7 protein-coding genes are annotated in these 8,063 nt (G+C 73.5%); 3 read left to right on the forward strand and 4 right to left on the reverse strand.

Annotated elements, in window-relative coordinates; all coding sequences use genetic code 11:
- The 4 genes from KS423_RS31645 to KS423_RS31660 form a co-directional block, all read right to left on the reverse strand.
- A partial coding sequence (locus tag KS423_RS31645) for an ROK family transcriptional regulator (protein WP_224283196.1) occupies positions 1-833 on the reverse strand: 833 nt, incomplete at its 3' end.
- A gap of 18 nt (positions 834-851) precedes the next feature.
- Complete coding sequence (locus KS423_RS31650; protein WP_224283197.1) at positions 852-1,442, reverse strand: GtrA family protein; 591 nt, start codon at positions 1,440-1,442, stop codon at positions 852-854.
- Positions 1,443-1,529: 87 nt separating this feature from the next.
- Entirely contained in the window at positions 1,530-3,992 is a 2,463-nt protein-coding gene (gene lon / locus KS423_RS31655; protein ID WP_224283198.1) for an endopeptidase La, read from the reverse strand.
- 217 nt (positions 3,993-4,209) lie between these two features.
- Positions 4,210-4,920, reverse strand: a complete 711-nt coding sequence (locus KS423_RS31660; RefSeq protein ID WP_224283199.1) for a rhomboid-like protein — start codon at positions 4,918-4,920, stop codon at positions 4,210-4,212.
- A 618-nt stretch (positions 4,921-5,538) separates the two neighbouring features.
- Here KS423_RS31660 and KS423_RS31665 point away from each other — a divergent pair.
- The 3 genes from KS423_RS31665 to KS423_RS31675 all read left to right on the forward strand — a co-directional run.
- Positions 5,539-6,276 carry a response regulator transcription factor gene (locus tag KS423_RS31665; protein ID WP_030057574.1) on the forward strand — a complete coding sequence of 246 codons (738 nt, stop codon included), beginning with the start codon at positions 5,539-5,541 and terminating at the stop codon, positions 6,274-6,276.
- Positions 6,277-6,369: 93 nt separating this feature from the next.
- Entirely contained in the window at positions 6,370-7,557 is a 1,188-nt protein-coding gene (locus KS423_RS31670; protein ID WP_224283200.1) for a cell wall metabolism sensor histidine kinase WalK, read from the forward strand.
- Between the two features lie 232 nt (positions 7,558-7,789).
- On the forward strand, positions 7,790-8,063 hold a 274-nt coding region (locus tag KS423_RS31675), incomplete at its 3' end, for a hypothetical protein (RefSeq protein ID WP_224283201.1).

Raw genomic sequence — 8,063 nt, forward strand, 5'->3', positions numbered from 1 at the left:
CCCGCGTACTGCTCCAGGCAGCCGTGCGCCCCGCAGGCGCAGCGGCGCCCCCCGGGGTGCACCGGTACGTGGCCGAACTCGCCGGCGTAGCCGCCGGCCCCGCGCAGCAGCCGGCCGCCGACCACGATCGCCGCGCCGACCCCGGCCTCGGCGGAGACGTACAGGAAGTCCTCCGGGCCCTCGCCCAGCCAGCGCTCGGCCAGTCCGCCGAGGTTGGCCTCGTTGTCCGCCTCGATCGGCAGCTCGGCCAGTCCGCCCCCGGCCGTCCGCAGCGCCGGGCGCAGTTCGGCAGCCAGCGGGATGTCCTGCCAGCCCAGGTTGGCGGCCCGCCGGAGCATCCCGCCGGATCCGCCGACCAGCCCGGGCACGGCCAGGGTGAGTCCGGCCGGGCGCAGCCCCGACTCGGCGACGGCCTCGCGCAGCAGGTGGGCGAGGTCGGCCATCACGGTGGCGGGCGCGCGGCCGTGGTTGGAGACCTCCCGGCGCCGCCAGGCGCGGACCTCCCCACGCAGGTCGACCACGCAGGCACCCAGGTGCCGCACCCCGATCTCGGCGCCGAGGCCGCCGGGCCCGGCCGGGTTGAGGCCGAGCGCGGTGCCGGGGCGGCCGACCTTGCCGCTGGGCGCGGCGGGGCCCTCCTCGACCACCAGGCCGGCGGCGATCAGCTGTTCGGCCAGCGAGGAGACGGCCGCCCTGGTCAGCCCGGTCCCGGCGGCCACCTCGGCGCGCGAGCGCGGTCCGCTCGCGATCGTCCCGAGCACCAGGGCCAGGTTGGCCCGGCGCATCCCCTGCTGGCTGGCGGGCCCGGTCGGGACGGGGTCCGGCTCGTGCATAAGGCTCACCTCGCCCCTTTACGGCACATCCCGTGGCATCTCGGGTGCAGCGTAACCGGGTTCCAAGAGCACCGTCACCGGTTCCGCGAGCACCCTCGCCGGCACGGGAACGGGCTCGGCCCGGGCGGGCCCGGCGGGCGGGGCGAAGACCCACCGCCGCATCGCCCAGTAGCGGAACAGCATCGCGACGAAGGTGCCGACGACCATCCCGCTGAGGAAGTCCGCCAGCTCCTGCCCGTAGGGGCCGATGTACGGCTCGCGCAGGTCCAGGACGTACCGGGAGAACGCCAGCGGTACGTCGTTGACGGCGATCGCCACCGCGCTGACCAGGACGAACATCAGCGCCTCGCGCTGCCGGCCGTCGGCCCGGAAGGCCCAGCGGCGGTTCAGCACGTACGAGACGACGGTGCCGATCACGGTCGCGACGGTCAGCGCGACCACCGGTTTGTGCTCCAGCACGGTGAACTTGAGCTCGAAGTCGATCACCGTGGTGAGCACGAAGCAGCCGCTCCCGACCAGCAGGAACTTCACCAGTCGGCGGTGCCGTACCAGGAAGGGGCGCAGCCGGTCGGGCACCCGGGCCAGCGCGCGCTGCGTGGGGGACGGCATCTCCGCAGTCTCGCACGCGGGGATGCCGTCGGCCCTTCGGACCGCCGGTGGGGCCCGGGCCACCGCTCGGGCGGCCCGGGCCTGCGGTCAGGCGGCCACCAGCACCGTGGCCGCGGCCGGCTCCAGCGCCAGCTCCAGTACCTCCCGCACGTCCGCCACCGGGTGGACGGTGAGCCGCTCCAGCACCTCGGCCGGGAGGTCGTCCAGGTCGGCCTCGTTGCGCTTGGGGATGATCACCGTGGTGACCCCGGCCCGGTCGGCGGCGAGCAGCTTCTGCTTCACCCCGCCGATCGGCAGCACCCGCCCGGTCAGCGACACCTCGCCGGTCATCGCCACATCGGTGCGCACCTTGCGGCCGGAGAGCAGCGAGGCCAGCGCCGTGGTCATGGTGATGCCGGCGCTCGGCCCGTCCTTGGGGACGGCCCCGGCCGGGATGTGCAGGTGCACGCCGCGGTCGCGCAGCGAGGTGACCGGCAGCTCCAGCTCGGCGCCGCGCGAGCGCAGGTAGGAGAGCGCGATGTGCGCGGACTCCTTCATCACGTCGCCCAGCTGCCCGGTGAGGGTCAGCCCGGTGCCGCCGGTCTCGGCGTCGGCGAGCGAGGCCTCGATGTAGAGGACGTCGCCGCCGGCGCCGGTCACCGCGAGGCCGGTGGCCACGCCGGGGACGGCGGTGCGGCGCTCGGCCGGCTCCTGGGCGGACTCCGGCACGTGGTGCGGCCGGCCGATCAGGGCGCGCAGGTCCTGCGCGCCGACCGCGGCGGGCAGCTCGCGCTCGCCCAGCTCGGCCTGCACGGCGATCTTGCGCAGCACCCGGGCGATCGAGCGCTCCAGGTTGCGGACGCCCGCCTCGCGGGTGTACTCCCCGGCGAGGCTGCGCAGCGCCGGCTCGTCCACGGTGACCTGCTCGCCGCCGAGGCCGGCCCTCTCCAACTGGCGCGGGAGCAGGTGGTCGCGGGCGATGACGACCTTCTCGTCCTCGGTGTAGCCGTCCAGCCGGACCAGCTCCATCCGGTCGAGCAGCGGCTCGGGGATGGCTTCCAGGACGTTGGCGGTGGCGAGGAAGACGACGTCGGAGAGGTCGAGCTCGACCTCCAGGTAGTGGTCCCGGAAGGTGTGGTTCTGCGCCGGGTCCAGCACCTCCAGCAGGGCGGCGGCCGGGTCGCCCCGGTAGTCGGAGCCGACCTTGTCGATCTCGTCCAGCAGGACGACCGGGTTCATCGAGCCGGCCTCCTTGATCGCCCGCACCAGCCGGCCGGGCAGTGCGCCGACGTAGGTGCGCCGGTGGCCGCGGATCTCCGCCTCGTCCCGGACGCCGCCGAGCGCGACCCGGACGAACGTGCGGCCCATCGCCCGGGCCACCGACTCGCCGAGCGAGGTCTTGCCGACGCCGGGCGGGCCGACCAGGGCAAGCACCGCTCCCTCCCGTCGCCCACCGCTCTTCCTGGGGAGCGCTTCGCTCTGCCCCTCCGGCCGAGGCCCGTCGACCGGCCCGAGCCCCTGGTCGGCCCGGCGCTTGCGGACGGCCAGGTACTCGACGATCCGCTCCTTCACGTCGGCCAGGCCGGCGTGGTCGGCGTCCAGCACCGCGCGGGCGCCGGCGATGTCGTACGCGTCCTCGGTGCGCTCGCTCCAGGGCAGTTCCAGGACGGTGTCCAGCCAGGTGCGGATCCAGGAGCCCTCGGGCGACTGGTCGGAAGCGCGTTCCAGCTTGTCGACCTCCTTGAGCGCGGCCTCGCGGACCTTCTCCGGGAGGTCCGCGGCCTCGACCCGGGCGCGGTAGTCGCCCTCCTCGTCGGCCGCCTCGCCGTTCAGCTCGGCCAGCTCCTTGCGGACGGCCTCCAGCTGGCGGCGGAGCAGGAACTCCTTCTGCTGCTTGGCCACGCCCTCCTCGACGTCCTTGCGGATGGTGTCGTTGACCTCCTCCTCGGCGAGGTGGTCGCGCAGCAGGGTGAGCGCGTACTCCAGACGGGCGACCTGGTCGGCCTCCAGCAGCACCTTGAGCTTCTGCTCGGCGGTGACGAAGGGCGCGTAGCCGATGTTGTCGGCGAGCTCGCCGACGCCCTCGATCCGGTCCACCCGGTCGACGATCTGCCAGGCGCCGCGCTTGCGCAGCCACTGGGTGGACAGCGCCTTGTACTCCCTGACCAGCTCGGCGGCCCGGCCGGCCACCGGGGTGCCCACCGAGGACTCCCGGAACGGCGTGGTCTCCACCCAGAGGGCGGCGCCGGGGCCGGTGGTACCGACGCCGATCCGGACCCGGCGCACGGCGCGCACCAGCGCGGCGGGCTGCCCGACCGCGTTGGGGCCGTCGGCCAGCCGGCCGACCTGCTCCACGGTGGCCAGCGTGCCGGCCGCCGCGTACGAGCCGTCCACCCGCGGGACCAGCAGGACCTGCGGCTTGCCGGCGCCGGTGGCGGCGGCCCGGGCGGCCTCGACCGCGGCGCGCACCTCGGTGTCCTTCAGGTCCAGCGGAACGACCATGCCCGGCAGGACGACCTCGTCGTCGAGCGGCAGCACGGGCAGGGTGAGCGGTGTGGACGTCGATGCCATGATCTCTCCCCAGTCAGCGAACTTGAGTCGACCTGACTAAGGCCTCGCGGCCGCCGGATGTTCCCGACCCTCAGTTCGCCGTGAGCGAACACGAATCGGGGCGGGAGGTGCCGCGCCGGGCTCCGTCAAAAGAGCACGGAAAGCGCACCGGACACGCCTCCGGAAAACCCGGGGCGAAGATCCCCGGCCCCGGAACGATCACGACCGGGCAACGGCGTCAACGCGCCGTCCACACCCGCGCGGGCGCACCGCCGGCGGCCGTCGCCAGGGCCGGACGCGGCCTCAGCGGGCGCCGCTCGGCCCGGCGCACCCAGCGCCACAGCGCGACCCCGGTCAGCACCGCGGCCGGGTGCCCCACGCCGGTGATCACGTCCTTGTCGGTGGCGATCTGCTCGACGATCATCAGCCCGGCGCCGCCCAGCGCGAGCAGCCGCCCGCGCCAGGAGAGCAGCCCGGCCACCGCCCCCAGGCAGGCGAGCACGCCGTAGCTGACCCCGATGTCCAGTTGGTCCATCACCTCGGGCGCCATCCGCCCGGTCTCCACCGCGGCGATCACCACCCCCTGGGAGAGCAGCGTCGCCACGACGTGCCCGGCCGCGAACACGGCCGCCGCCCGGGCCGGGCCGATCCTGCGCTCCAGCGGCGCGAGGGTGAGCGCGAATCCCCACAGGTACGGCATCCACACCTCGCCGGCCACCCAGAATCCGCTCAGCGCAAGAGCGCGCAGAGGATGCTGGAGCAGGTTGTGCCCGTCCGAACTGGAGGCCTCCTGCAACCGCTGGACGAGTTCCGGATCGGCGAGTCCGGCGAAGGTCGTGGTGGCTCCCACGACGGCGAGGTATCCGAGCGTGAAGGGCGTTCGCCGGGGCGTCGGCACCCGTTCCAGCAGCCACTCCACGACACCGGTGCGCAGCCCGAGGCGGAGCATTCCGTACGGCGCTCCCGCGGTCCGGACTCCGCCGGCACCCAACCCCAGTCCCGCCATGCCGCCTCCGCTCCACGCCGCAGCCACCGGCTCCTCGCCCGGTGCCCAACGTACCGGCGCGCGCCACGGATTCCGCCCGGTCGGGTGTTGTCGCGGCCACGGTACGTCGAGGTCCTGAGAGGCACCTGGGAAAAGCCCGTGAAGACCCCGGCCGCAGCGGACCGGAGGATTCCCGGCATTGGTCCAGACCTTCTCCCCGCCAGTGCGGCAGCACGGCCTCTGACCGGCGACTTGGCGTCAACTGGACTGCATACGTACCGTTACACAGAGAAAATTCGCCGGGTAAGGTATCGGCCCGTGCCCACTCGTGCAGTGGGTCCGAGGGCGGCCCGACAGCCGGCCCACGGGCCGGAAACGTCCGGTCCACCTGCCGGGAAGCATCCGCTGTCCGTACGCTGCGAAGTGCGCGGGAGAAGTGGGCGGCCGACCATCCGTCCTCGGCTCCCTGTCGCACGACGGGACGGCGGACCCGGCACAGTCCACGACGGAACAAGACTACGAGCGGAGCCCCGCCATCCCCACAGGTGGCCGGCCCGCAGCCCTGGGGGCGGTGGCGTGACCGTGACAGAAATTCAGCAGGACAACCACAACACCGGTGGCACTGTGAGCAGCCAGCGCAGAGTCCTGGTGGTGGAGGACGAGCCCACGATCGCCGAGTCGATCGCCGCCCGGCTGGGCGCCGAGGGCTTCAAGGTCGCCGTGGCCCACGACGGCCCCGGCGCGGTCGACGGCTTCCACACCTGGCAGCCGGACCTGGTGGTCCTCGACATCATGCTGCCCGGCTTCGACGGCCTGGAGGTGTGCCGCCGGATCCAGGCCCAGCGCCCGGTTCCGGTGCTGATGCTGACCGCCCGCGACGACGAGACGGACCTGCTGGTCGGCCTCGGCGTGGGCGCGGACGACTACATGACCAAGCCGTTCTCGATGCGCGAGCTGGCCGCCCGCGTCAACGTCCTGCTGCGCCGCGTCGAGCGCGCCCAGCAGGCCGCCCGCACGCCCGCGCTGGGCAGCCTGCGGTTCGGCGAGCTGGAGATCGACCACGTGCAGCGCCGGGTCCGGCTGGCCTCGGGCGACGTCCACCTGACGCCGACCGAGTTCGACCTGCTCGCCTGCCTGGCCGCCCAGCCGCGCGCCGTGCTCACCCGCGAGCAGCTGCTGGCCGAGGTCTGGGACTGGACCGACGCCTCCGGCACCCGCACCGTGGACAGCCACGTCAAGGCGCTGCGCCGGAAGATCGGCGCCAGCTGGATCCGCACCGTCCACGGCGTCGGCTACGCGCTGGAGGCCCCGCTCTCCTAGGACGGCTTCGCGGGCGACGGGCCGCCGGGGGGCCCGTGTCCGGACGACGCCGGGCCACCACGCGGGGGGACGACGCGGGGACCACACGGGACAATGACCTTTCCACAGCAACGCAACGGGGAATCCGACGACGCGCGGCCGCAGAATCTCGCCGCCCGCGCCGCCCGCCGGGTCTGGGCCGACATCCGGCCGCTCGACCCGGTCCGCTCGATCAAGGGCAAGCTCGCCCTGCTCGTGATCGTCTCCGTGTTCCTGGCCACCGGGATGGTGGTCGTGGCGATCCGGTCCGAGACCCAGATCCGGATCATCATGGTCTTCTCCATGATCGCCTCACTGCTCTTCATGCAGTTCCTCGCGCACGGGCTGACCGCCCCCCTGCGCGAGATGACGGCCGCCGCCCGCGCGATGGCCTCCGGCGACTACAGCCGCCGGGTCGAGGTGAACTCGCGCGACGAGATCGGCGAACTGGCGGCCGCCTTCAACGCCATGGCCGCCGACCTCCAGGCCGCCGACCGGCACCGCCGCGAGCTGGTCGCCAACGTCTCGCACGAACTGCGCACGCCGATCGCCGCGCTGCGCGCCGTCCTGGAGAACGTGGTGGACGGCGTCGTCCAGCCCAATCCGACCACCCTGGGGGCGGCGCTGGAGCAGACCGAGCGGCTCGGCCGCCTGGTCACCCACCTGCTCGACCTCTCCAAGATCGACGACGGCGTGGTCGACCTGGACGCCCGCCCCTTCGAGGTGCGCGAGTTCCTGGACGGCGTGCTGCGCGGGGTCACCGTGGACGGCGCGACGGCCGGCGGCGCCTTCTCCCGGCGCGGGGACGTCCGGCTGGCCCTGGAGGTCAGCCCGGTCGGCCTGACCGGCGTGGCGGACCCGGAACGGCTCCACCAGGTGGTCGCCAACCTGGTCGACAACGCCTGCAAGCACTCCCCGCCCGGCGGCACCGTGACGGTGCGGGCACGACCGGAGGGCGAGCGGGGCGGCCTGCTGCTGGAGGTCGAGGACGAGGGCCCCGGCATCCCGCCCGCCGACCGCACCCGGGTCTTCGAGCGGTTCAGCCGCAGCGGCACCGCGACCGCCGCCGGACCGGGCGCTGACGGCGGGACCGGGCTGGGCCTGGCCATCGCCCGCTGGGCGGTGGACCTGCACGGCGGGCGGATCGCGGTGGCCGAGTCCCCGCGCGGCTGCCGGATCGAGGTCCGGCTGCCCGGACAGCGCCAGGGTGACGGTCAGGACATTTGTCACAGATCCGACACAGAGGTACACGAAGATCGTTAGCGGATTCGGCCGAGTTTTTGTCCGGTTTCGCCCCGTATGGACCCTGTTCGGCGCCGATCGGTTCCCCACAGATACGGCTTTCTAACGCACTTTTTCAGCCAAAGTGCAGGTCAACACTGTGATCTGGGCGACGCCTGGGCCTCGGGGACTGCGCGATCACCGGTCAGGGGCGTAGCCTTAATCCCCGCTGTCCAAACATCCCAAAAGGAAGCGGAAGAGGGCGGTTGCCGCCGTGTCGCCACAGTCCCCTGAAACCCCCAACAGCTCGGCAAGCTCCACTGGCTTCGGCCCCAATGAGTGGCTCGTCGACGAGATCTACCAGCAGTACCTCCAGGACCCGAACTCGGTCGACCGAGCCTGGTGGGACTTTTTCGCCGACTACAAGCCCGGTACCGAGGTGACCCCAGTGACCCAGGCCGCGACCCAGGCCGGCCCCGCGCCGACCCCTGCCGCTGCCCCCGCGCCCGCCGCTGCTGCTGCTCCGGCCGCGCCCGCTGCCGCTCCGG

It is taken from the genome of Streptomyces sp. LS1784 (assembly GCF_020103755.1).
Classification (GTDB): domain Bacteria; phylum Actinomycetota; class Actinomycetes; order Streptomycetales; family Streptomycetaceae; genus Kitasatospora.